We start from the raw sequence: 22691 nt of genomic DNA, 5'->3' as shown, positions 1-22691 counted from the left end.
CTTATCTTTCAATTTTTATTGCAACATTGTGTTGTTGAAATACAGTCTGCCCTGAATAGGCGATAAACTCTGTCAAAGCGTTGACAGTGATCAGCACAATACCTGCTGAAGTTTTGAATTTTCCTGATTTAGCCATTTTGATGACTCACACAGACTCATCGCCCAAAGAAGAAGTGAAATCTTCAGACCAATCCAAGCTATTAAAAAATATAAAAAATATCGAATTTTTAAAGTGATTTATTTATGATCACGTCAAAATATCAAGAAAATCATCTGGGGAATAACATGCACCTGACTTTTGTGGTTTCAGCATTTATGATGGGGTATCTCGATAAAATAAGTAAGCATTGATTATGTTTATCTGCCTATCAAAAAAGCCCCTAAATTAGGGGCTATTTATTTAAAAATTAGAGATAATTGCCTTCACGTTCTGGCTGATACAACACTTTTTCAATTTTCACTTTCATTAAATGACCATCTGGCTGTGGCCATTCAATTTCCTGACCTTCAGCCAATCCTAAAATTGCTGCACCGACGGGCGCGAGTACATTCACCTGCCCTTTCTCACCCAAAAATTCATGCGGGTAAACCAGGGTAATCGTGGTCGGTTCATTCGCAGGGGCAATAGTAATCGATACCCGTGCATTCATTGTCACCACGTTTGCCGGCATATCCTGCGGAGCTACCACTTGGGCACGTGCCAGCTCATCTTCAAGATGCTGCATGGTTGGCGTCAATTTAGATTGATGCCCAAGCATCGTTTCCAAACGATCAAGATCTTGTTGCGAAATCACAATGATAGGTCTTTGCATATTCAACATCCTCTTTTTTTAAACTTTTCTTTCATTCAGCAACAATAAGTCTAGTTACACAGTTGATTTAAAATTTATTTCAAGTATACATGTGTATATAAATAATTACTTTACAAGAATAATACGATGTCTCTTACTGAACTCCATTCAGCAGCTGAACTCGGCTCTCACAATTTTATGCAGCATATTCGCAGCCACTTTGAAATGCCGGAACATCAACATGAATTTTATATTGCTTCCGCACTTAAAACCGTTAATTTTGATGGCACATTTGCCAGTTTTGAACGACTGGATCAACTGTTTACCGCATTTAAAAAACAGATAGGTACACAAGCCACAGATTTTATTGAAGATCCCCTAAAATTAAATACCGTCTACCTGATTTCCAGTTATATCGGGCAATTTATCAGTCAAAAATTGGGTATCGATGAAAAATGGCAAAGCTTTGCAGAGCTGCAAGCCCATTTCATAAAATTCCGTGATCGTCCCAATAACTTTGTACATAGCTATGCGCTCAATTGCAATGATCAAATTATTCTGCCCCTGCATTATGTGGCAAAGCATTTCTGTGAAAATGATTTACCGCTGAACATCAGCCAGGAAATTGAAGCCATTATTCTGAATTATCAAATTACCTTTGCAGATAAATGCCATAAATTTACTGAACAAATGCACGATTTACAAAGCATGTATTTCAAGGGTTATCCGCTGTTTTGTGGTTCTGCTTTTCAGAATCTGGTGCAGATTTCCGATTTGGATCATAGCCTGTCCAGCCTGGATCGCCTAGATGATCTCATGCGTGAAATTCGCCAGAACTATATGGTTTCAATCGATAAATTTTTAGAAGATGACGCCCATTTTTTCTTTATTCTGTTTTTATCCTCTTATGTTGGGCAAGTCATTGCCGAGCAAGCTGGAACTTCGCTACGCTGGTTCGCGCCGGAACAAGTCAACCAGATGCTCGGGCAACACATCCCGAATGCGTTAACCACCTGCCGGATTGCGCAGATTAATGCTTCCATTTTTTTTGTGACCCAGCATATTTGCCAGTTTCTATTTGAACCTGTCATTCCCGAATCCAGCAAACAATACGTTTTGAATGCCTTGCAAAGCATTAAAGCCAGCAGCAATCCTATTTATTTGGCTGAAGATACGCAGAAGACCAATAGCAATTTACAGCAATCCCCATTTTATGAGGCTTTATATCATGCCGGTCAGCTGACCCAATTTTTATTGCTGCATATTCATGGGGTGATTCCACGCACTTCTTCCGAGCAGAGCCTGACACCCACCAGTTATCCACCGGGCAATACCTTTTTTAGCCATATGGATGGACCGGATGGCCCCTTAAGACAACTGGATATCAATGCTGAACAACACCCTTATAATGTGTTGGGTTATGAGATGTATGCCTGTCTCCCGCATGTACGAACCGATGCCATTTCCCTGCATGTCCGTAACTATGGCGAACAGCATATGAACATCCATTTGGTCATCCCTTTTTTCCAGGTGTTTGACTATCGCGGTTTTTGCATTTTGCAGCCCTATTTTCTCAGTAGCGATGCCATCACCAGTAAAAATTTACCCGAGATTTATCATGCCATGGGGGCATTTTTTAAAGGCATTCAAGACAGCGAACGAAACCGCCCGGCAGCGTCACAAACCTGGGCGCAATATTACAAGCCGAGCAAGCTCCCTTATCCAAAGGCCATGCAACAAAATATTCCCCAGCTGGTGTCATAAAAATATAAAAAAAGCCTCCATTCAGGAGGCTTTTTTTAAGTCAGAAACTTATTTTGCGTAAACAGGGAATTTCGCGCAAACAGCAGCAACTTTTTCTTTAACAGTAGCGATCACAGCTTCATCACCTTTGCTGTCCAGGATGTCAGCGATCCAGCCAGCAAGTTCACGTACTTCTGCTTCGCCGAAACCACGCGTTGTAACTGCTGGAGTACCAATACGGATACCAGAAGTCACGAATGGAGAACGCGGGTCGTTAGGTACAGAGTTTTTGTTCACAGTGATGTGAGCAGCACCTAACCAAGCGTCAGCATCTTTACCTGTAATGTCTTGTTTGATTAAAGACAACAAGAACAGGTGGTTTTTCGTACCGCCAGAAACTACGTCATAACCACGAGCGATTAATACTTCAGCCATGGCTTGAGCATTTTTAACTACTTGTTGTTGGTAAGTTTTGTATTCAGGTGCCATTGCTTCTTTAAAGCAGATTGCTTTAGCAGCTACAGCGTGAACCAATGGACCACCTTGGTTACCCGGGAATACAGCTGACTGTAATTTTTTCTCGATTTCTTCGTTTGCTTTTGCAAGGATTAAACCTGAACGCGGGCCACGAAGTGTTTTGTGAGTTGTCGTTGTTGTTACGTCAGCAATTTGAACTGGGCTTGGGTAAACGCCAGCAGCAACCAGACCTGCTACGTGAGCCATATCGACAAACAGATAAGCGCCAACTTTGTCCGCGATGTCACGGAAACGTTGCCAATCAACAACTTGGCTGTAAGCAGAGAAGCCAGCAACGATCATGCGTGGCTTGTGCTCGATTGCTAAACGCTCAACTTCTTCGTAGTCAATTTCGCCAGTTTCAGGGTTTAGACCGTATTGAACTGCGTTATAAGTCTTACCAGAGAAGCTTACTTTTGCACCGTGAGTCAAGTGACCACCGTGAGCCAGGCTCATACCCAAAACGGTGTCGCCCGGGTTAAGAAGCGCTAAGTAAACTGCAGAGTTTGCTTGAGAACCAGCATGCGGTTGAACGTTAGCGTAATCTGCACCAAAAAGTTCTTTAGCACGGTCAATTGCCAATTGTTCAATAACATCTACATATTCACAACCGCCATAATAGCGTTTGCCTGGGTAGCCTTCTGCATATTTGTTAGTGAGTTTTGATCCTTGCGCTTCCATCACTGCTGGTGAGCAATAGTTTTCAGAAGCAATCAACTCGATGTGCGCTTCTTGGCGAGCATCTTCGTTAGCGATTGCTTGAGCAATTTCCGGGTCAAATTCAGCAATAGAGATATTGGCAAACATTAGCGAGGTCCTATTAAATTAGGGCTTTTAAGCCGTGCTAAGATTGGCGCGTATTGTAGCATGAAGTTTATAAATGTTGAGAATGAACTTTACTCAGTTTGAAATAAAAATGCTCATGATTTAAAAAACATGAGCATAGATAATCAAAACAAGTTACTGAATTGGCATTAAAGATTTTACATCTGCAATAATATTAGGAATATTCGAAGTATAGGCAGTTGAATGATTCCAGGCTAAGTCATATTCCAGAACGATATTAGTCGTTCCAAGTTTCGTTGCATTGGTAATAAGGTCAGCTGTCGCATTTGCTGGAACAGTCGTATCCGATCCACCCTGATAGATTTTCACTGGTGTCGTAACTTTTACAGATAAGGGCTGAGAAGTGCTATTCAAAAAGGTTGAAATTGCAGGTACTTGCATAAAATTACTTTGGGTTAAATAACCAGACAATGAAGTATTGGCGGCAGTTGCCATTTTAGTATTAAAATCTATTCCTAAGGGTTCTGAACAGATTGTCTCAGCTTGAGCGGCTATTGTTGCTGCATTGGTTTCAAAGACTTGAGCATAGGTCGGTGATGCGGATTGACCCTGCATTCCCGCAGTAATCAGCGCGGCATAGGTATTTAAAGATGCCAGGGTAGGGACTTGATCTTTGAGGGGTAAATTCGCTACAAGCTGTTTTCCCGTATTAAAAATTGTTTGTAAATTAGATGCAGGTGCAACGGCAACAGCTCCTTTATAGTCAAGATTTGCACGCGAAGCATATTGAGCGGCGCCTAGTGCTGCATGTCCGCCTTGTGAGTGCCCTACTGCCATCCATTGATTCGATACTTTTACCCCCAAATAATGACGTGCAGCGACAACTGCATCAGTAATTGAATAAGCCTCGCTTTTTAAATTCAGGAAAGGATGAAACTCATTGCCACTTGGCTCGCCCAGGCCTTCATAATCGGGAGCCACCACCACATACCCTGCACTTAAAAGTTGAGTAATCATCCCTTCAATCTCTACCTTCAGTTTACTTCGACTCGGTGCACATTGATCTGCCACACCAGTCGTACCATGCGCCCAAACCACAATTGGCCAGCCTTCTACAGGTGCCGCTGTTTTCGGTGTAATGACCAGTGACGTCGCTTGAACTTCCTGACCATTAACCCCCAGCATTTTATAAGTCATCACCAGGCTTTCACCTGCTACGCTGGTCATATTTGTTTCGGTATAGGCTTCGGTTCTTACCACAGGATCAGCAATGTTATTCAGCGGAATAGAAGGTTCAGGCTGAACAATGACGCCGCCATTATCCTCACCCCCAGTTCCATTGCCCGCTCCATTGTCAACTCCAGTTCCATTACCAGAACCAGATGCGCTCTCATCTCCACTTCCCCCCCCACCGCAGGCGGTAAGCAAAAAGGCACTGCTGATTAACACCGTTAATAATGTTTTTTTCATTTTTGCATTTCCTTATATATTGTTATTTTGATGATTGAGGTAATCATGAATACAAACTATTACCTTTATTTAATATTTGAACAATGTGATTTAACATCAAATAAAAAATATAAAAAAAGACTGAATTGCTATTAATATAAATAAATGATTTTTATAAATTTTATTTTTATGGGTTTACAAATATCAAACACTATTAATTTAACAAAATATGTCTGCTGTTATTTGTCCAATTCCAGGCTTGCATGAGATCAGGCTGTAAATGTTTAAAAAGAAAAATAGTGAACAAAATGGTCCCTTCTTATGCAGCCTCGATGACCGATCAACAAAAAATGACCGCTCAGAAGTTGTTATCTCAGTTGCAGCGTTCAGATTATTGAAGTCATTAAAGATCACTCAAAGGCCATGTTGACCATTTCTGAAATCAACCCTGATCCAGAACAGGGATTACTCAGATATCCCTATAGCACTTACATTTCGCGTGATATTTTCAAAGCAGTGCATTTAACCAGCATTTCGCTACAGAAATCATCATGAATGGGCAAAAGACTGTATTTTCAGTTTGTACCGGTATCTTTGAAAATGCTAAATTTACCCAAACGATCGCAACGGTTATGGACCTGTCATGCAAGCAATTATTCTCGATACCGAAACCCATACTTTAAATGGACAGCCGATTGAGATTGCTTATGCGCCGATCCAAATCCATGACAGCAAACTTTCCTTAGATAAGAGCGAAATTTTCGACCAGCTTTATAGTGTCGATGAACCGATTTCTTATGCCGCCATGGCGGTGCACCATATTCTGGAATCCGAGCTGGTTGGTCAGCCTCACTACACGACTTTCAGCCTTCCACAGGAAACCACGTATATTATTGGCCACAATATTGATTATGATATTCGTGCCATTGAGAAATGCGGTGTAGATACCAGCAAGATCAAAGCCATTTGTACCCTTGCCCTTGCGCGTTTAGTCTGGCCAGATGCCGAAGCTCATAATATTTCTGCCCTTATTTATATGATCAGCAAAGGCAGTGAAAAAGCCCGTGAAATGATTAAAAAAGCGCATCGTGCCGATATGGATATTATTTTAACCGCCAATATTTTGATGCATGAAATCCATCATTTAAACATTCAAAACATTGAAGAGCTTTATCTGGCATCAGAAGACGCACGTATCCCTCGTACGATTAATTTCGGCAAACACAGGGGTACAGCGATAGCAGATTTACCGGCAGATTATATGCAGTGGCTGCTTCGTCAGGATGATCTGGACCCTTATTTGCGCAAGGCTCTCGAGAAAGCCAATATTTTAACGCTGTAATATTATGATTTGTAATATGATTTAAATAATACTGTCATTATTAATACTTACAATCGGCCTTAGTTTACCGTAGGGATAAATTAAGGCATGAATCAATATCATAAAACTGATTTAGGCATTGAAAGTTTAAAACAACGTTCTCTCAATCTGAATGCACGTCAACGCCGGTTGTTACTGCTGATCGGCACCGATGATTTTGACCTGCTTGCTGAACAATTCAAGCGTCGTATCGCGCCACCCGAATTACTTGAACAATTACTGGAAATGGGATTAATCGCCCAACAAGCGAGCCCATCCATTGAAACTCCACTTACATCAAGTACCCTGAATACCGAAATTGAAGCCAGCCTTGCGCTGCAAAACACTCAACTTAAGGATCACTCTGCCGAAGAGATCTTGGTTCCCGGCGTTTCCCCATCTTCAATCACGGATGAAAAAGCTGAGCCAGCCTCCTATGAAAATGAAATACAAACAACGCTAGAAGCCATGGACTTTGAACAAGTCAAACAATTTATGGCTCAACTGCTACAACGGCATTGCGGCTTAATGGCCAAACAGCTGATTAACCGTATTCTGTCTGCCGACGATTTACGCAGTTTAAAACTGTGTCAAATGCAATGGATTACCACCTTACAGGAAAGTCGCATGACACCTCAGGAATTAAATAAATACCTTAACCAGATCAATTTTTCGCTCCAGAAACATCTGAGCTGATCAGGCTTAAGAGCTTTTTTATGTTTCATTATTTATTTAAGGTCTTAACTATTGAAAGGATATTTTTTTTTATAGTTATAAAACAATAAGATTGGATTTATTCAACCACAGCCAGATTAAACTAGAACCCCTGGCCTGCCCCTAAATACGACCTAAGCTGAATGGCAAATATTTGCTAAAAGCCCAATATAGTCAATATTTCAGGGGAATTCATGATGACGTCCTTACATTATTTAGAATTTCATCCAGCAGACAATCCTATGCACTTAAAAAAAGTAGGTAACTGGGTACTGACATTTTTAAGTCCGAAAGAGAATCTGAATCATATTCAACTTGCCATTACCAGTGTATTGCCCCGTCAGGTCAGCGAAAACCTGCAACCCCTTCGGGTCATTATTGATCAAACAGACGTTGAAAATCGCTGGTCAATCCAGCAAATCATCTGTTACAACAGTACGCAAGGCAAGGATGAAATATTCAGTTGTGATGATGGCATTGGAATCAAAGTCATAGAAAACATCATACAAGAATTTAATAAATATGATGTCGAGCTCAGTTTAATTTAAGCCTTCATCTTTTATTCGATTCACTAATATTTTCCAATCGTATTGTTACTATTTTATAAAAACTCACCTTGAACAGTGAGTTTTTACCTTTTATCCATAATTTAGAATAAGTTTTTATCAGACGTCTTTTATAAATTCCCTTTATTTCTCTCTCTGGGAGAAAAATAAAAAGGGGGTGAACAATGATGAAAGAAGTTTATTATATATGCATTATTCAATTATACGATAAATGCTCGCGGAAATACGGCTTTCAAAAAGCAGTTCAATACTGGGGCGAATAATTTCACCATTTACAATAATATGTTCAATCTTTTGAAATAATGAGAGTTTATGCAATACTGAATTTTCCGGAATTGCCCGTAATAATGCCTGTACTGCATGAATATTGCTAAATTGGTCTTTAACCTTCACCTCTATTAATTGGCTCATATTATTCTCTGCTCTCTTTATTTAACTAAACTTTTTATAACATATATTTGATTTATCCATAATTTAGAGATGTTAGATTTTTTGGCAATGTAATTTTTTATAACTCAATAAATGATATCTACTTTAAATATTCCAGTTAAGCTTTCTAAACTTCAATAATAAACTCTGTAGACCACCTTCAGTAATCTAAAATAAGTTCTGCAATTGGGGCCATCCGCAAAACATTTTTTTAACATAAAAAATAAGAAAGCCCGCATTGCTGCGGGCTTTTATGTTGGAAGGCTAGTGCTGATTTTTTGCTTCAACCCGAAGGTTGCAAGCTCAACAAGCTGTCATTGATCCGTCCAACCACTTTGTAGCGTCTCTCGACCTACTGTATTTTTAATATAAAACTCGAAAATGAAATAGGCAACCCTGACCAACATTTATACACAACAATCTAAAGAAACTATTATTGTATATTTTATAAATACTTGAATAATGGATGTCGTCTCAATATCAGCGCTTAAATTTCCATAAAACCTTAAAATAAGGCTCATATTTAATAGTTTGTCTCTGCTATTTTTAACCCACCGACAGTAAATATTTTTTATAATTAAAATCAATAATATAAAATTATTTTTACTTCTTTTTAATCCTACTTTCAACATTTTGCTGTTCGGTTGAGAGAGCTTTTATTGCAGATCACATATGGGGCTTTTATCCATTTTAGTTTCTTATTTTAAAGAACAGGACAATAAACTATTTCCGATTCTCATCAACTTTTTAATTAAAAATACGGATCAATTGATCCGTATTTGTTTCATGACTCAAGCTTAAATGCCCATACACATATATTTAATGTCCAGATAGTCTTCAATACCGTATTTGGAACCTTCGCGTCCTGTACCCGATTCTTTAACGCCACCAAAAGGCGCAACTTCTGTAGAAATCAAGCCTTCGTTAATGCCCACCATCCCATATTCTAGCGCTTCGCTGATTTTCCAGGCACGGCTTAAACTTTCGGTATAAATATAGGATGCCAAACCAAACTCAGTGTCGTTGGCCATCTGGATGGCTTCTTCATCTGTACTGAATTGAAAAACCGGTGCAAGCGGTGCGAAAGTTTCATTCCTGGCTACAAGCATGTCTGGTGTGACATGTGACAATACAGTCGGTTCAAAGAAGGTTTGACCTAATTCATGACGTTTACCGCCCACCAGGACTTTCGCCCCTTTCCCGACAGCATCGGCAATGTGCTCTTCGATTTTCTCCACGGCTTTTTCATTAATCAACGGACCCTGTTCTGCGCCTTCTTCAAAGGCAGGTGCAACTTTTAATTCTCGTACGGCAGCCGTTAATTTTTCAAGGAACTGATCATAAATATTGGCGTGTACCAAAATACGGTTGCTACATACGCAAGTCTGACCGCTGTTACGGAATTTCGATGCCATGGCCCCTTTCACCGCCCTGTCTAAATCGGCATCTTCAAACACGATAAAGGGTGCATTCCCCCCTAGTTCCATACTGATTTTTTTCATGGTAGACGAACACTGTTTCATCAACAGCTTGCCCACTTGAGTGGAACCGGTGAAGGATACTTTTTTCACGACTGGGTGCGTAGTAAGAACCTCACCAATTTCACGCGAACTGCCTGTCACCACATTCAGCACACCTTTAGGAATACCCGCCTGTTCGGCAAGTACCATCAAGGCAAGCGCAGATAAAGGCGTTTCTGAAGCTGGCTTGATCACCACCGTACAGCCCGCTGCGAGTGCTGGTCCCACTTTACGGGCAATCATGGCATTCGGGAAGTTCCATGGCGTAATTGCGGCAACAACACCCACCGGCTGTTTGATTACTACTAAACGGCGACCCTGTTTATCATGTGGAATGACATCACCATAAGTACGTTTTGCTTCTTCGGCAAACCATTCGATAAAACTAGCACCATACAGGATTTCGCCACGACTTTCTGTTAAGGGTTTCCCCTGTTCAGTACTTAAAATGACTGCGAGATCTTCCTGATTGGCCACCATCAGATCAAACCATTTACGCAATAATACTGAACGCTCTTTGGCGGTCATATTTTTCCAGGTATTCAGTGCAACCTCGGCAGCCTGTACAGCTTGCTCCACTTGTGCAGTGGGAACACTTGGCACCTGTGCAATGGTTTCGCCTGTTGCCGGATTGGTTACAGCAAAGCTTTTGCCATCTGCTGCATCCATCCAAAGCCCATCAATAAAAACTTGTTGTTTCAGCAAATCAGGATTTTTAAGTTGCATCTATATTCTCCTTCATAGACGCCTGGCACGGTACGTTGAGCAGGTGCTACGCCATCTTTAATTTAGCCAGCAATATGTCATCGATTTCATCAGCCGAGGGGATCTACCCTCCCGGAAACGAATTCTATGCCCAAAGCTCAATATTGCCTGGCAAGCTTTTCCAGCTGTTGAAAGAATGCTTGCTGTTTAATCTGCAATATGAATTTTTTAGGATAGCGATGACGTCTTGTCCTTCAGGATATCCCGAATGACCCGGATGTCCAAGCGCGACAGTAAAGTCTGTAGAATCAAACAATATAAAACCCATAATCTGCAACTTTTAAAATTTCGTCTAAATTTCTCCCATCTTTTTTTAGATTTGATTGGTCTGATGGCACAGATTTGCTTATCAGATTCATATAAAAATGGACTAAATTATTCTGCAATAAGGTACATACCAATACAGTCTGCTATTTTGTGAAATTATTTTTTGTTTACAGCCAGGTCTTTCTTAATTCAGCCCACAGAAGTTTCAGCATAGGTACCAATTAAGCCGCTATTCCATTGTTATTTATATGATGTACACAATCACAGCACCCAAAGGTGGATTTCTATCGATGCAAAAAATCTTCCTTGCTATCAGCTAATTGAATAAATAGTTTAATTTTTGATTTTTCTTGTTTATCAATATTAGGTTTGCTCTGCTGATCCCTTGGATTTATTACAGATTTTGACATTTTTACAGTAACGTAGGATTCGTTAGTTGAATTTGATGGTGATTTTACCGTAAGCAAGTATTGGAATAATGAGAAACCGGCAGACAGAATATAGCCGTATAAAACTATTTCTTTATTATCAATATGTTTAGAGCAAATAAAAAGGCTTGAAGAAAGGAAAATGGTGCGCTCAGCGGGACTCGAACCCACGCCACAGGCTTCGGAGACCTGTACTCTATCCAGTTGAGCTATGAGCGCGCGATGCACATCATAACAAAAAAAACCGTAAGGTAAAGCAACTATCTATAAGTCATCAATTTTTGTGCTTATAGTTTAAGCAATGTTCCAAAATTGCAACAGACAATTCCTGCTTATTTACTTGGTTTATTTAGCAAGATCACTCACAATACTCCTACTATTGACCAGGTGAGAATTTCATGACTGATGCATTGACCTTGAGGGACGTATCCAAAACCTATCGTAACGGTTTTCAAGCACTAAAAGGGATCAACCTAACGGTACCTGAAGGTGAGTTTTATGCCCTCCTTGGTCCAAATGGTGCAGGCAAGTCAACCACCATCAGCATCATTAGCTCACTGACAAAAAAAACCTCCGGTACGGTGGAGATTTTTGGCCATAACCTCGATACCCATCCTTCGGCAGCCAAACAATGCCTGGGGGTCGTGCCACAAGAATTTAACTTTGGTCAGTTTGAAAAAACCTTTGATATTTTGGTGACTCAAGCCGGATATTACGGTATTTCTAAAAAAATTGCAGAAAGCCGGGCTGAAGAATATCTAGAAAAATTAGGCTTATGGGAAAAGCGTGGCATACAGGCACGCATGCTTTCTGGCGGGATGAAACGCCGTTTGATGATTGCCCGTGCCATGATGCATCAACCCCGGCTGCTCATTTTAGATGAACCGACTGCCGGTGTGGATATTGAATTACGTCGTTCCATGTGGGACTTCCTCACTGAAATGAATGAAAAAGGCACATCTATCATTTTAACTACGCATTATTTGGAAGAAGCTGAAATGCTGTGTCGTCGTATCGCCATTATTGACCGCGGTGTGATTAAGGAAGACACCTCCATGAAATCTTTCTTAAACCAGCTGAGTGAAGAATCGTTTATCTTCGATTTGGTCGAACCGATTCAACCCATCCATCTGGATATTATTGGCGTGCGTTTTAATTTAATCGACCCCGTGACCTTAGAAGTCACCATGGACAAGGCACATACCTTAAATGAACTGTTCCAGCTTCTGGAAGCGCAAGGCATTCAGGTGCGTAGCATGCGTAACAAGTCGAACCGCCTGGAAGAAATCTTTGTGAAAATGGTGGAAAAAAACCTTGAAGGAGCTGCGCAATGAACTTTAATCAACTCAGTGTTGCGCTCTACACTCTGGTACATAAAGAAGTGCGTCGCTTCATGCGCATCTGGCCACAAACCTTATTACCACCAGCCATTACCATGAGTCTGTATTTCGTGATTTTTGGGAATCTGGTCGGTTCGCGGATTGGCACAATGGGCGGCTTTAGCTACATGCAGTTTATTGTGCCCGGCCTGATTATGATGGCAGTCATCACCAACAGTTATGCCAACGTCTCGTCCAGTTTCTTTAGTGCCAAATTTCAAAAAAGCATTGAAGAACTGATTATGAGTCCCGTTCCTTTACACATGATTCTTTGGGGCTATGTAATTGGTGGGGTCTGTCGCGGCGCCCTGGTCGGCATTATTGTCACAGCCATGAGCCTGTTCTTTACCGACTTATATATCACCAACTGGTTCGTGACTATATATACCGTACTGATTACTTCATTTTTATTTTCACTCGGCGGTTTTATCAATGCCGTGTATGCCAAATCATTTGACGATATTTCAATTATCCCGACTTTTGTACTGACTCCACTGACCTATTTAGGTGGTGTATTCTATGCCATTAGTGCTTTAAGTCCGTTTTGGCAAAATCTCTCTTTAATTAACCCGATCGTATATATGGTCAATGCCTTCCGTTTCGGCATTTTAGGTCATAGCGACGTCAATGTGTCCATTTCATTGACTGTTATTACCTTATGTTGTGCCGTACTGTACGGTATAGCGTACTATTTACTTTCTCGTGGTTCAGGAATGCGTGAATAATGAGTGTAGAACATTCTCTATTAGGTAAAGACACCAATTATCCAACAGAATATCAACCTGATATTCTGTTTCCCATTTCACGTGCCACTGCACGCGAAAAATACGCCCATGTTGAAGGTATTCAGCAAGGCAAAGACTGGTGGCATATTTTTGAAATTTCCTGGCTCAATGTCGCCGGTATTCCTCAAGTTGCGATTGGCCGTATGACTTTGCCGGCATCTTCACCCAACCTGATCGAATCAAAGTCGCTCAAGCTCTACTTTAATAGTATGAACTTTACCCAGTTCGATTCAAAAGAAGCGTTTATTGCAACCGTTGAAAAAGACTTGTCTGCTGCGGCAGGTGCACCGGTCACGCTGACTTTATTCCAGGCAGATGATCTGGACATTTCCCAGCCTGAAGGCATCTGTATTGATGATTTAAGCCCTGAACGCTTAGAGAACCATCCAGATGCAAGTTTATTAAAATTAGATGCAGAAAATAGTGAAGCCGTTGAAGTACAACTTTATTCACATTTATTACGCAGTAACTGTCCAGTCACCGGCCAACCGGACTGGGGCACAGTTTTTATCCGTTATCAGGGTAAAAAGCCTTGTTATCGCAGCATTTTAGCTTATATTATTTCTTACCGTCAGCATAATGGTTTCCACGAACAATGCGTGGAACAGATGTTTGCCGACATCTGGCAAAATCTTGAGCCTGAAAAACTGATGGTATATGCAACGTATACCCGTCGTGGTGGATTAGACATCAACCCTTGCCGTGTATCCGATGCGACATGGATGCCTCGCCCCATTCGTTTGGCGCGACAATAAAATGAAGAATATTGAGGTTTTTTGACATGCCATTTTTTGGTTTTATTCCTTCTGCAGAACTATTAACAAGTATTCAAACCGCTCAGGAAAAGAAAAATTCCAGCGAACCGCTTTACCCCTTACGCGACAAGACCGCATTGCTGATTAATGAAGAAATCATTGATGCCATTTTGACCGAGCTTGTGCGTCGTTTCCCAGCCAGCGATAAACGTGATACGGCTGAAAAACTGGCCGGCTATGTCAAATCAACCGTTGCTGTTCTATTGAAACAGTTACTGGGCAAATCCTCCAATGATGTAGTGAAACAGTCAATTGAGTTTTCACAAAAGAGCCTGTTTAAAGATGCAGCGGGTAACTTCCGTGTAGGTGAGCCATTAGATGCAAGCCTGGTCACCAACCTGAAGCATAGTTATGCAGAAATTAAGGCGGGAAATGAAGTCAATAAAGCGGCTTTAACCGAATCATATAAGCAATTTGCTGAAGCGACCGTGCGTCATTTCATGAATGACTTTAATAAGACCCTCGATTTGGGCATGATCAAGCGTAAAGCTGCGGATCTGGGTTCTGCTGCAGTGATTAAAGCCGTTCATATTGCGGTGGAAAAAATCATTCCACATCTAACTAAAGGTGAGCTGTTGGTGCTGGCTGAATACCATGACACTCTGTTTCATGCTTGAGCACGTTTAAAATGCTCTCAAACCTGGCAATAGCCAGGTTTTTTATTGCAAAATTTTATTCTCAAATGATGAACAAACATTACTGTCTTTATCATTATCTATCTGAATCAAATTTACAGATTTACTATGTATAGCCGTCATTTCAGAAACAGAACCTTCATCATTCTTCACCCTTCCTCCATTTTTTGCGCATATTTTCTCTCTAAGGAATAATTTCTATATAAAGTGATCAAAAAAATTAAAACCTGCTGAATTGACTTTTTAGGCTATTTTTTACAGTTTAAATTTTGCTCTCTTTCATCTTTTTTATCGTTTGCAGCGACAATCATCAAGAAAAAGATTCAGTTGATGAACTTGCATAATGGTTATCGAGCAGGGAGAGTTTCGAATTTTTAAGGAATGGATAGAACATCCGATATTCTTAGCAGATTTCGCTTGCAACTTGGCTTTTTTTTTCTCGATCTGAGGCAAAACACGATAAGAAAACATTTTTAGTTCACGGGTAAATATTAGATGATTTATTTGCAATCAAGACTCCATTCAACCGGACAAAATGTTCCGATGGTTTTTTAGGCAAACACCCCCTGGCAAAGCAAAATTGCTGCTAAATGTCATATTCTAAGCCTCGATAGAACGTATCATTAAAAACGAAGTAAAAGACCGGCTTTGACTTAGCTAAAGCAAACGGATCTTGAATTTGCAGCCCTTCTGCCGAGAATGCAAAGCACAGCTCAGAGAACCGGCCTCAAATACACTGATTTATGCAAAAAATCACGTTCTTTGTCTTTTTTTGTATTGGACTTGTGGATACAGCCTTAGTCAATGCTATCTTAACCGCTTGAAAAATTCCGTTATCTTTCATGAGATGGATTTTCGTCACTCTATTTGCAATGCCGTCTTTTAACGTCGTGATGTCAATTTGCACACACTGATTATGTTTTTGGAACTTTGAGTAATATGTTAAGTATCAACTTTTATAACAGAATTAAACGTCTTCCTTTACTTCTCGGTGCACTTTCCATCACCAGTTTCTGTCAAGCCAACGATTTTTATAGTCACCCAAGCTATAACAGCTTTAAGCAAAAAACCATGCAAACTTATGGCTTGAGTGCAGAACAGGTCGATTGGGCCATGAATGGCTCGAAAAACCTGCCTAATATTATCAATATCATGAACCGCCCTGGCGAAAGTAAGCCCTGGTACAAATATAAAACCAATTTTATGGCGGAAAGCACCATTCAGCGTGGCGTACGCTTCAAAACCCAATATGCCGACACCTTAAACCGTGCTGAACAACAGTTTGGGGTACCGCAATCGATCATTTTAGGGATTTTAGGGGTAGAAACCGGTTTTGGTGCCAACAAAGGAAATTTCATCACCCGTGATGCCTTGGCGACCTTAGGCTTCGGCTATGAGCGTCGTGCCCAGTATTTCCAGGATGAACTCGCTGCACTGATTGCATGGACTTACAAAGATGGAGTGTCTGCCAGCTCGGTAGTTGGTTCCTATGCTGGAGCGATTGGTTATCCTCAATTCATGCCAAGCAACATTAGTAAAATGGGTGTGGACTATGATGGCAATGGACACATTGACTTAAGAAATTCTGCCGTAGATGCCATTGGCTCTATTGCCAACTATTTAGCCCAACACGGATGGCAACGCAATCAGCCCATCGGCTTTGCTGCCCGCTATACCGGCAATACTCCCGCCTCTATTATTGCCAAAGATCTGGAACAGCCGACTCCCTATGGCGCGTTAAAAAATCAAGGCATCACACCAATCAATCCGATTGTGCAAATTGATGACCTGGATATGGTAAATATTATTCAACTTCAAGATAGTTATGGACCTATTTACTATATTACCTATCCCAATTTTCAGGTCATTACGACCTATAACAAGAGTCGCATGTATGCCACTGCGGTATGGCAATTAGGGATTGAAATCGCCAGCCGTTAAGGCTGGTTTTTTACCAAAAAATAATAAAGTCAAGATTTTTTTTTACAAAATCGTTCACCAAATGGACATTTTTAATATATTGTTACAATATTGGTTATATTTTGATCAAAAAACGATGTATTTCTGTTCTTTTTGTAATTATTTTAATTAAAAAGTAGACAGCTTTAGCTTGGCATGAATATTATCCATCTCGTCAAATGTAGTTGCAAAAGAGAATTAACAGACTCGATCGCTTGCATTTCAATGGCTTAATTGAAATAAAAGCAGCAGTCTTTAGGAGTTTAATAATGCATTCATCGATAAAGTATATTTTAGCCTTAACCACCACCTTTGCCCTGAGCCAGTCTCAAGCAGAGTTGGTACAGTCATCATTCAATACAGACAGTGACAACTCTCGCTTGGCCACGCGTGTATTAAACAAAGATGCTCAAAATTTTAATTCCCACTTTTCAAATTTAAATAGTCTTTCAATCACTGAACGTTCTGGTGATAAAATTCGTCGTCAAACCATTGCCGCCAAAATTGAAATCCCTGCAGATGAGCCTTCAGTGATTGAAAAGCTAAATACTGTTGCATCGAATACAGTACGTAAATTCAGCCAAACTGGCGCAGCTTCTTGGTATGGTCGTCAATTCCATGGCCGTAAAACTGCAAGTGGTGAAACATTCGATATGAATGGCTTGACTGCCGCTCACCGTAGCCTGCCATTGAACTGCTATATTCGTGTAACCAATAAAAACAATGGCAAGAGTGTAGTCGTAAAAGTAAACGACCGCGGTCCTTTCCATGGTAACCGTGTCCTAGACTTATCTTATGGCGCTGCAAAACAACTCGGTATTACTCATGCAGGCACTGCAAAAGTAAACATCGAACGTGTCGATGGTCCAAATTCATAAGACTTTTCCCGACTCCTGATACATTTGACTTAAAAGCCACTTCTTGTGGCTTTTTTAATGTTTGGACAGAAATACCTTCCCTGCCTTCCCACTAGGCTTCAACATCAGCTTTACTTTGTGAACAAGCATTAAGCTATCCCGCTCATATGAGTGAGGAATTGCTGGTGCTGAATTTTGACCCGTACTGTTTTCTGGTTTATATTTTATCTCTAGAAGAATAAAATATAGGTTGATGGATGCTCATCCATAAAAGCCGGAGTGAAAAATGAAAACAATGACAGAATGGCTGGATGAATATAGCGAGAGCCATCAGAACCCGACCAACAAAATCATTCATTGGGTCTGTGTACCGACTATCCTGTTTTCCATTATTGGCATTTTGGCCCATTTCAGTGCGTTATTGACCGCTTTCGTTTTAGTTTGTACCCTGGTCTTTTATGCACGCCTAGACGTAGTCCTTGCTGTCGCCATGGCTGCCCTTATTGTCGTGATGGCATGGCTCATTTTTATTTTACCTGCAGGAACAGGATTTTATATCGCGCTTTTTGTATTGGCCTGGATTGGACAATTTTATGGCCACAAAGTTGAAGAAAAAAAGCCTTCCTTCTTCAAAGACCTCCAATTCCTCCTCATTGGCCCGGCATGGTGTATGAATGCTTATCTAAGCAAACTACTGCCAAAATATAAAAACCGTCTTAAATCGCAAATCAACGCAATTTAAGCCCTATTATCGTTTTAGCCTTCCGAAGCTCTTTTATTGATAGGTTCTTCCTTTATATTTCAACCAGCCATCCACATGTTTTTGTTGCGGATCATGATGAGTCCAGTGAATTACTCCGCCTTTTTCGCTATATTCATATTCGCCATTAAAATGAATGATGTCTCCTTTTTGCAAGTTTTCAATTCTTGGTGCCAAATCAATATTATGAGCCACCAACACAGTTAAGCCATTCTGCAGTTGCAAAATAAACTTTTGATGGCGTGAGCCGTTGTTATCATCCGCTAGAACTGCTTTGACTGTTCCGCTGGACTGAACCTGCATATTGCTTTTTTGTGTTTGAAAGGCCTGCTGAATTTTTACATCATCATTTTGAATTTGAAAATTTGCTGCCTTCGAATCTACAGATACTTGCTGAGATTCTGATTTCGATAAAATTTCAGTGTGTGCTTTTGAATTGCTGAGCGCTTGATTTGAAGGATTTTGCTGTTCTTGTAAATCAATACCGAAATAGGCAGCAATTAAAATAACAATAACTGCACCAATCCCCTTCTGAGCTTTACTCGCCATCTTTATTGTTCTCTCAAAATTTTAAACTCTTCATAAAAAAAGCCCCAAACGGGGCTTTTTTTTGCAAATAATCAGAGATTATTTTGCAGCAGCTTGAGCAGCAGCAACTTCTTCAGCGAAAGAAAGTTCAGCTTTTTTCTCAATACCTTCACCCACTTCGAAGCGAACGAATTGAGCAACTGTAGTACCAGTTGATTTAAGAACGTCAGCAACTTTCTTGTCGTTGTCGATTACGTACATTTGACGCTCAAGAACAACTTCGTTCAAGTATTTTTCAACTGAACCAGTAACCATTTTTTCAACGATGTTTGCTGGTTTACCAGATTCCAATGCTTTCGCTTCAGCAATTTCTTTTTCTTTAGCGATAAGATCAGCAGATACGCCTTCAGCAGTTACAGCAACCGGGTTGAACGCAGCAACGTGCATTGCAATACCTTTACCAGTTTCAGCAGAACCTGTGTAAGCCACTACAACACCAATTTTTAAACCGTGTTTGTAAACTGCAAGGTTTTCACCTTCAACAATTTTCGCACGACGAACCTGGATGTTTTCACCGATTTTTTGAACAAGAGCAATACGCGCTTCTTCAACAGTTGCACCATCTTCAAGTTTAAGTTCAGCAATTTTAGCAGCATCAGTTTCGTTTGCAGCAAGCGCAGCAGCAGCAACTTTAGCAGAGAAACCAGCAAAGTTTTCGTCTTTAGCAACGAAGTCAGTTTGGCAGTTTACTTCTAAAAGAATAGCTTTGTTGCCTTCTTGAACGATAGTGATTGCACCGTCAGCAGCAATGTTACCAGCTTTTTTAGCTGCTTTTGCTTGACCAGATTTACGAAGGTTATCAATCGCTAATTCGATGTCACCGTTCGCTTCTGTTAATGCTTTTTTACATTCCATCATTGCTAAACCAGTACGGTCACGCAATTCTTTTACCATGCTCGCAGTAACTGCAGTCATGTTATTCTCCTAAATACGGTAGAAAATGAATCTGTTCAACAAAAACGGCCCAAAGTGTTCTCTGGGCCGTTTTGCTTTCTCGACGCTTAATTTGCCACGACTAGATGTCGCAAAAATGACAATTCTGCGTCAAAACGCATTAAGCCTCTGGAGCTTCTTTAGCAGCTTCTTCGCCTTTAGCTTGAGCATTTGCTTGTGATTGAGCGTACTCTTTACCAGCAATGATAGCATCAGCCATAGCAGAAGCGTAAAGTGTAACCGCACGGATCGCATCGTCGTTACCAGGAATAACGTAGTCTACGTTGTCTGGGTTAGAGTTTGTATCAACGATACCGATTACAGGAATACCAAGGTTCTTAGCTTCTTTAATCGCGATTGATTCATGGTCAACGTCAATTACGAATAATGCGTCAGGTAAACCACCCATGTTTTTAACGCCGCCTAAAGCACGTTCAAGTTTTTCCATTTCACGAGTACGTTCTAAAGCTTCACGTTTAGTCAGCTTAGCGAAAGTACCGTCAGTAGATTGAGTTTGAAGATCTTTTAAACGGTTGATAGATTGGCGAAGTGTTTTCCAGTTCGTCAACATACCACCTAACCAGCGGTGGTCTACATATGGTTGACCAGCGCGTTGAGCTTGTTCACGAATGATGTTAGAAGCAGCACGTTTAGTACCAACAAACAATACTTTGTTCTTTTTGCTTGCAAGATTGTTAACAAAGTTCAAAGCATCATTTAACGCAGGAACAGTGTGCTCAAGGTTGATGATGTGAATTTTGTTACGCGCACCAAAGATGTATTCGCGCATCTTTGGGTTCCAGAAACGAGTTTGGTGACCGAAGTGAGCGCCTGCTTGAAGAAGGTCGCGCATGCTTACGTTGTAATCTGCCATTTTCTTTACCTTAAAGTTTGGGTTAGGCCTCCATATATCCGCATTCTCCACCCCAAAGGGCACCCAGAGAAATGTGTCGATATATGTGCGGATTTTATTGCCCCATCGCACAAAGCCCGTGAAATTTATTCACGAAAAAGCATTTGATAAAATGGGCGGCTATTTATACCATAGTCACACACAAATTTCCAAAAGTTTTTAAAGATCATGAACAGTACTTACGAAGCTCCCCGTCGTTTAATCAAAACACCTGAAGAAATTGAAAAAATGCGTGTGGCGGGTCGACTGGCAGCAGAAGTTTTGGATATGATCAAACCGCATATCAAACCGGGGGTATCAACCCTGGAACTGGACACCATCTGTCACGATTATATCGTGAATAAACAAGAGGCGATTCCTGCCTGTCTTGGTTATGGCGCAGCACCTGGCCGCCCTGCATTCCAGCATACCATCTGTACCTCAGTGAACCACGTGGTGTGTCACGGCATTCCGTCTGCCAGCAAAATCCTGAAAAAAGGTGACATCCTCAATATTGACGTGACTGTCATTAAAGACGGCTATCACGGCGATACCAACATGATGTATATCGTTGGTGGTGAAACTTCAATTCTTGCAGAACGTTTATGCAAAGTGGCGCAAGAAGCCATGTACCGCGGTATTGCGACGGTAAAACCAGGTTCTACCATTGGTGATATTGGCAATGCCATCCAGAAATATGTTGAATCAGAACGCTTTGGCGTCGTACGTGAATATTGCGGCCATGGTATTGGCACCGTGTTCCACGACGAACCCCAAGTTCTGCATTATGGTCAACCGAATACCGGCATGGTGCTTGAAGAAGGCATGACCTTTACCATTGAACCGATGGTGAACGGCGGCGACTGGAAAACCAAAATTTTAGGTGACAAATGGACGGTAGTAACCAAAGACCATAGTTTGTCCGCACAATATGAACACACCCTTTTAGTGACTAAAACCGGTGTTGAAGTGCTGACTGCACGTCCTGAAGAAGACCTGTCCCGCTTTAATCAATAAGTTCATTCCAAATTGACTTAAATGGCTGCATCTGTTGTAGCCATTTTTATTTGCAGTGATCTTTATTTAAACGTTTTGCTGAAAATCTCTCCCAAGTTCAATTGATTTTCGCTTTATTTCCCACATACTAAAGCCCTATCCAATGTACCGCAGAGATTTTTATGTCCGATTTTAGCAATGTTACAGTCACCCAGAATGATGATGATACCGTTTCCTTACTGATTGACCATAAACCTATTTCTGAACGTTACGGCATGAAATTTAGTGCCAGCATTGTGGATGAACTCAAAGCTTTAGCTGACGGTCAAAATATGAAACTGTTTGATCAGTTTGTATTTTCACATACCGATTTAAACTTTGAGCATAGCTATCGTTATGTGACTTGCATTCTTAAAGAAGAAGCAGGTTATAAAGTGACGCGTAATTTTGTCTATACCATTACTGGGCAAGGTCAGCAGCCAATTGAACATGTCATTACCAAACAGGGGCAGCCGATGACCACTGCTGATGTACATGAGTTCATTAATACCCATTTGCAAAAATCCTTAAATGATTATACCGACCTGAATTATGCTTATTGATGTTTTGTTTTGATGATCACCTGATCACGCCAGACACTACAATTAAATCGAAGCTCATCTAATTGTAGTGTTCTTTTTCACTTTTTCATTCACATTAAACCCGCCCTTTTTAATCTTATTTTTTTAATTATTCTTCTCTATTATTCAAACCAAACC

At 40.7% G+C, this 22691-nt stretch carries 23 protein-coding genes and 1 tRNA gene; 13 read left to right on the top strand and 11 right to left on the bottom strand.

Features of this window, described 5'->3' with window-relative positions; translation table 11 throughout:
- Nucleotide 1: 1 nt before the first annotated feature.
- Nucleotides 2–136, bottom strand: coding sequence for a hypothetical protein (locus H4I94_RS06000; protein ID WP_261182318.1), 135 nt, complete (start codon nucleotides 134–136; stop codon nucleotides 2–4).
- A 271-nt stretch (nucleotides 137–407) separates the two neighbouring features.
- Complete coding sequence (rnk, locus tag H4I94_RS05995; protein ID WP_261182315.1) at nucleotides 408–812, bottom strand: nucleoside diphosphate kinase regulator; 405 nt, start codon at nucleotides 810–812, stop codon at nucleotides 408–410.
- Nucleotides 813–938: 126 nt separating this feature from the next.
- Here rnk and H4I94_RS05990 point away from each other — a divergent pair, with 126 nt between their 5' ends.
- Nucleotides 939–2555 (top strand): hypothetical protein, encoded by a 1617-nt coding sequence (locus tag H4I94_RS05990; protein WP_261182314.1) that lies wholly within the window; start codon nucleotides 939–941, stop codon nucleotides 2553–2555.
- Between the two features lie 48 nt (nucleotides 2556–2603).
- Here the strand turns inward: H4I94_RS05990 and glyA are convergent, their stop codons facing one another.
- The gene (glyA, locus tag H4I94_RS05985; RefSeq protein WP_131273219.1) at nucleotides 2604–3857 is read right to left on the bottom strand and encodes a serine hydroxymethyltransferase; all 1254 of its coding nucleotides are present in this window, start codon (nucleotides 3855–3857) and stop codon (nucleotides 2604–2606) included.
- 153 nt (nucleotides 3858–4010) lie between these two features.
- Nucleotides 4011–5306: an alpha/beta hydrolase gene (locus H4I94_RS05980; RefSeq protein ID WP_261182311.1), complete on the bottom strand. Its 1296-nt coding sequence runs from the start codon at nucleotides 5304–5306 to the stop codon at nucleotides 4011–4013.
- A gap of 622 nt (nucleotides 5307–5928) precedes the next feature.
- Between H4I94_RS05980 and H4I94_RS05975 the strand changes: the two genes are divergently transcribed.
- The 3 genes from H4I94_RS05975 to H4I94_RS05965 all read left to right on the top strand — a co-directional run bounded on the left by H4I94_RS05975 (nucleotide 5929) and on the right by H4I94_RS05965 (nucleotide 7907).
- Nucleotides 5929–6627: a putative quorum-sensing-regulated virulence factor gene (locus tag H4I94_RS05975; protein WP_261182310.1), complete on the top strand. Its 699-nt coding sequence runs from the start codon at nucleotides 5929–5931 to the stop codon at nucleotides 6625–6627.
- 87 nt (nucleotides 6628–6714) lie between these two features.
- Nucleotides 6715–7341, top strand: a complete 627-nt coding sequence (locus H4I94_RS05970) for a hypothetical protein (protein ID WP_261182309.1) — start codon at nucleotides 6715–6717, stop codon at nucleotides 7339–7341.
- Between the two features lie 215 nt (nucleotides 7342–7556).
- Complete coding sequence (locus H4I94_RS05965; protein WP_131273223.1) at nucleotides 7557–7907, top strand: hypothetical protein; 351 nt, start codon at nucleotides 7557–7559, stop codon at nucleotides 7905–7907.
- A gap of 210 nt (nucleotides 7908–8117) precedes the next feature.
- On the opposite strand, the gene H4I94_RS05960 is transcribed toward H4I94_RS05965, so the two are convergent.
- The 4 genes from H4I94_RS05960 to H4I94_RS05945 all read right to left on the bottom strand — a co-directional run bounded on the left by H4I94_RS05960 (nucleotide 8118) and on the right by H4I94_RS05945 (nucleotide 11553).
- The gene (locus tag H4I94_RS05960) at nucleotides 8118–8336 is read right to left on the bottom strand and encodes a hypothetical protein (protein WP_092819254.1); all 219 of its coding nucleotides are present in this window, start codon (nucleotides 8334–8336) and stop codon (nucleotides 8118–8120) included.
- 815 nt (nucleotides 8337–9151) lie between these two features.
- On the bottom strand, nucleotides 9152–10600 hold the full coding sequence (locus H4I94_RS05955) for an NAD-dependent succinate-semialdehyde dehydrogenase (RefSeq protein WP_261182308.1): 1449 nt from the start codon (nucleotides 10598–10600) through the stop codon (nucleotides 9152–9154).
- Between the two features lie 590 nt (nucleotides 10601–11190).
- Nucleotides 11191–11505, bottom strand: a complete 315-nt coding sequence (locus tag H4I94_RS05950; protein ID WP_261182306.1) for a hypothetical protein — start codon at nucleotides 11503–11505, stop codon at nucleotides 11191–11193.
- A tRNA-Arg gene (locus tag H4I94_RS05945) sits at nucleotides 11478–11553 on the bottom strand. The genes H4I94_RS05950 and H4I94_RS05945 overlap by 28 nt, the downstream gene beginning before the upstream one ends.
- A gap of 179 nt (nucleotides 11554–11732) precedes the next feature.
- Between H4I94_RS05945 and H4I94_RS05940 the strand changes: the two genes are divergently transcribed.
- The 7 genes from H4I94_RS05940 to H4I94_RS05910 all read left to right on the top strand — a co-directional run bounded on the left by H4I94_RS05940 (nucleotide 11733) and on the right by H4I94_RS05910 (nucleotide 18506).
- Nucleotides 11733–12668, top strand: a complete 936-nt coding sequence (locus H4I94_RS05940; RefSeq protein WP_092819866.1) for an ABC transporter ATP-binding protein — start codon at nucleotides 11733–11735, stop codon at nucleotides 12666–12668.
- The gene (locus tag H4I94_RS05935) at nucleotides 12665–13438 is read left to right on the top strand and encodes an ABC transporter permease (RefSeq protein ID WP_086195004.1); all 774 of its coding nucleotides are present in this window, start codon (nucleotides 12665–12667) and stop codon (nucleotides 13436–13438) included. Before H4I94_RS05940 ends, H4I94_RS05935 begins: the two co-directional genes overlap by 4 nt.
- Nucleotides 13438–14253 carry an NADPH-dependent 7-cyano-7-deazaguanine reductase QueF gene (gene queF / locus H4I94_RS05930; protein ID WP_261182303.1) on the top strand — a complete coding sequence of 272 codons (816 nt, stop codon included), beginning with the start codon at nucleotides 13438–13440 and terminating at the stop codon, nucleotides 14251–14253. The genes H4I94_RS05935 and queF overlap by 1 nt, the downstream gene beginning before the upstream one ends.
- A 26-nt stretch (nucleotides 14254–14279) precedes the next feature.
- The gene (locus H4I94_RS05925) at nucleotides 14280–14930 is read left to right on the top strand and encodes a hypothetical protein (RefSeq protein ID WP_261182300.1); all 651 of its coding nucleotides are present in this window, start codon (nucleotides 14280–14282) and stop codon (nucleotides 14928–14930) included.
- 957 nt (nucleotides 14931–15887) lie between these two features.
- Nucleotides 15888–16889, top strand: a complete 1002-nt coding sequence (gene mltB, locus H4I94_RS05920) for a lytic murein transglycosylase B (RefSeq protein WP_261182298.1) — start codon at nucleotides 15888–15890, stop codon at nucleotides 16887–16889.
- 287 nt (nucleotides 16890–17176) lie between these two features.
- The gene (locus H4I94_RS05915; RefSeq protein ID WP_092819870.1) at nucleotides 17177–17785 is read left to right on the top strand and encodes a septal ring lytic transglycosylase RlpA family protein; all 609 of its coding nucleotides are present in this window, start codon (nucleotides 17177–17179) and stop codon (nucleotides 17783–17785) included.
- Between the two features lie 265 nt (nucleotides 17786–18050).
- Nucleotides 18051–18506: a DUF962 domain-containing protein gene (locus H4I94_RS05910; RefSeq protein WP_092819871.1), complete on the top strand. Its 456-nt coding sequence runs from the start codon at nucleotides 18051–18053 to the stop codon at nucleotides 18504–18506.
- Nucleotides 18507–18539: 33 nt separating this feature from the next.
- Here H4I94_RS05910 and H4I94_RS05905 read toward each other — a convergent pair whose 3' ends face one another.
- From H4I94_RS05905 to rpsB, 3 genes are all read right to left on the bottom strand, one after another.
- The gene (locus H4I94_RS05905) at nucleotides 18540–19073 is read right to left on the bottom strand and encodes a DUF3465 domain-containing protein (protein ID WP_092819872.1); all 534 of its coding nucleotides are present in this window, start codon (nucleotides 19071–19073) and stop codon (nucleotides 18540–18542) included.
- Between the two features lie 78 nt (nucleotides 19074–19151).
- The gene (tsf, locus tag H4I94_RS05900; RefSeq protein WP_092819873.1) at nucleotides 19152–20027 is read right to left on the bottom strand and encodes a translation elongation factor Ts; all 876 of its coding nucleotides are present in this window, start codon (nucleotides 20025–20027) and stop codon (nucleotides 19152–19154) included.
- Between the two features lie 139 nt (nucleotides 20028–20166).
- Nucleotides 20167–20919 carry a 30S ribosomal protein S2 gene (gene rpsB, locus H4I94_RS05895; RefSeq protein WP_092819874.1) on the bottom strand — a complete coding sequence of 251 codons (753 nt, stop codon included), beginning with the start codon at nucleotides 20917–20919 and terminating at the stop codon, nucleotides 20167–20169.
- Between the two features lie 207 nt (nucleotides 20920–21126).
- On the opposite strand from rpsB, the gene map reads away from it, so the two are divergent.
- Both map and H4I94_RS05885 read left to right on the top strand, forming a co-directional pair.
- Complete coding sequence (gene map, locus H4I94_RS05890) at nucleotides 21127–21954, top strand: type I methionyl aminopeptidase (protein WP_092819875.1); 828 nt, start codon at nucleotides 21127–21129, stop codon at nucleotides 21952–21954.
- A gap of 161 nt (nucleotides 21955–22115) precedes the next feature.
- Nucleotides 22116–22535, top strand: a complete 420-nt coding sequence (locus tag H4I94_RS05885; protein ID WP_261182285.1) for a hypothetical protein — start codon at nucleotides 22116–22118, stop codon at nucleotides 22533–22535.
- Nucleotides 22536–22691: the final 156 nt, after the last annotated feature.

The organism is Acinetobacter sp. T_3_1, assembly GCF_025377055.1.
Lineage (GTDB): Bacteria > Pseudomonadota > Gammaproteobacteria > Pseudomonadales > Moraxellaceae > Acinetobacter > Acinetobacter kookii.
This window is presented reverse-complemented; position numbering and strand designations above follow the sequence as displayed.